Origin of the sequence: Alicyclobacillus suci (assembly GCF_017329615.1) — a bacterium.
Lineage (GTDB): Bacteria > Bacillota > Bacilli > Alicyclobacillales > Alicyclobacillaceae > Alicyclobacillus > Alicyclobacillus suci.
Map to the genome: position 1 here is coordinate 1 of NZ_JAFMTW010000256.1, position 241 is coordinate 241.

Here is a 241-nt window from a genome sequence, read left to right on the forward strand (position 1 = left end):
AGGATCTTGGAATATCTCGCTCCAACGTTCGAATGACAGATTTGTCGTGATCATGGTGGATTTGCGCCCAGCTCGTAGGGAGAGATGGGTAAATAGAAGCTCTGAGCCCTCCTTGTCGAATGAGATGTAGCCCATTTCATCAGCGATGACGAGGTCGTACTTTTCGAACCGGCTTTGAAACTGGCGCAGCGTATGTTCCGTGCGGCTTTCACGCAGTCGGTTCACGAGGATGGGCACAGTC

At 51.9% G+C, this 241-nt stretch carries 1 protein-coding gene; it reads right to left on the minus strand.

Annotation, left to right across the window (positions count from 1 at the left end; all coding sequences use genetic code 11):
* A partial coding sequence (locus J3482_RS20630) for an ATP-binding protein (protein ID WP_236018438.1) occupies positions 1–241 on the minus strand: 241 nt, incomplete at both ends.